The 531-nt window shown below is 38.0% G+C and carries 1 protein-coding gene; it reads left to right on the plus strand.

Annotated elements, in window-relative coordinates; all coding sequences use genetic code 11:
- The first annotated feature begins 221 nt into the window (after nt 1-221).
- Complete coding sequence (locus AC3ASS_RS14455) at nt 222-422, plus strand: YlaI family protein (RefSeq protein ID WP_488284177.1); 201 nt, start codon at nt 222-224, stop codon at nt 420-422.
- The last annotated feature ends 109 nt before the right edge of the window (nt 423-531 follow it).

The following is a 531-nucleotide window of genomic DNA, read 5'->3' on the forward strand; positions in this document are numbered from 1 at the left end:
TAAAAAATCGTCCTTTCTGTAATGTTGTGTGGTAACTTCATTTTACTAGAAAGGACGATTTTTTTGTGCATTTTTTTTAAAAGTGAAAAATGAGGGGCTCCAAAAAGTCAGTTACCCTGACTTTTTGGACAGCCCCATTTTTTGTTTTCTTTCAGACAATTTGAATCATTTCATGGTATACTATTAACAATTCTTGATAGAACCTTTTTGGAGGTACATGCATGAAAGTAAAATGCGTCATTTGTGACAAAATTGAAGAGATTGATGATCATTCCCCTCTTGCTAAAAAATTAAGAAACCGACCGATTCATACATATTTATGTCAAGAATGTCACGACCGAATAAAAGAAAAAACAGAAGCAAGAATAGCAACAGGCAAATTCCGCCTAAACAAACCCATCATCAACCAAGACAACTGGTGACTAGAAAAGCGGAGGCGAGCGTTTAGTGGCGAACGAACGGGAGACACTCCTGCACTGAGATAAAGGAAACACAGCGAGGGACGAGCTGATGTTGACTTATCGTAGGGGA

It is taken from the genome of Bacillus sp. JST-5, assembly GCF_057747715.1.